Origin of the sequence: Pantoea sp. GbtcB22, assembly GCF_019091025.1 — a bacterium.
GTDB classification, from domain to species: domain Bacteria; phylum Pseudomonadota; class Gammaproteobacteria; order Enterobacterales; family Enterobacteriaceae; genus Pantoea; species Pantoea leporis.
The window spans coordinates 1-352 of the sequence record NZ_JAGXKB010000043.1 but is presented as its reverse complement, the minus strand read 5'-3'; the positions used below and the strand labels follow the sequence as shown (position 1 = coordinate 352).

Annotated in this window: 1 protein-coding gene; it reads left to right on the top strand. The window is 50.6% G+C overall.

Annotated elements, in window-relative coordinates; all coding sequences use genetic code 11:
* Nucleotides 1-239 (top strand): transporter associated domain-containing protein (locus KVT28_RS24720; protein ID WP_305801793.1); only part of this gene is annotated, 239 nt, incomplete at its 5' end.
* Nucleotides 240-352 lie beyond the last annotated feature (113 nt).

Below are 352 nucleotides of genomic sequence, written 5' to 3'. Positions count from 1 at the left end.
ATGATCTCCCGCAGTCTGGCAATTATGAAACCATCGGCGGCTTGATGATGTACATGCTGCGCAAGATTCCGAAGCGTACCGACTTTGTGAAGTTTTCCGGCTACGCGTTTGAAGTGGTGGATATTGATAGCTACCGTATCGACCAACTGCTGGTTACGGGTATTGATGAACGCCCGCCGGTGCTGAATGTGAACAAAAATACGGTGGATGAATCTGAGTCGACCCAGGATCGCAATTGATGGCGACAAGCCAACAACCGCACTAAAAACTGAGGGCGCCATCGGCGCACTTTCTTATGCTTACTTAGTGGTACTCGGATTGCAGCCGCAGCACCTGGGGATAGATTTCTGAG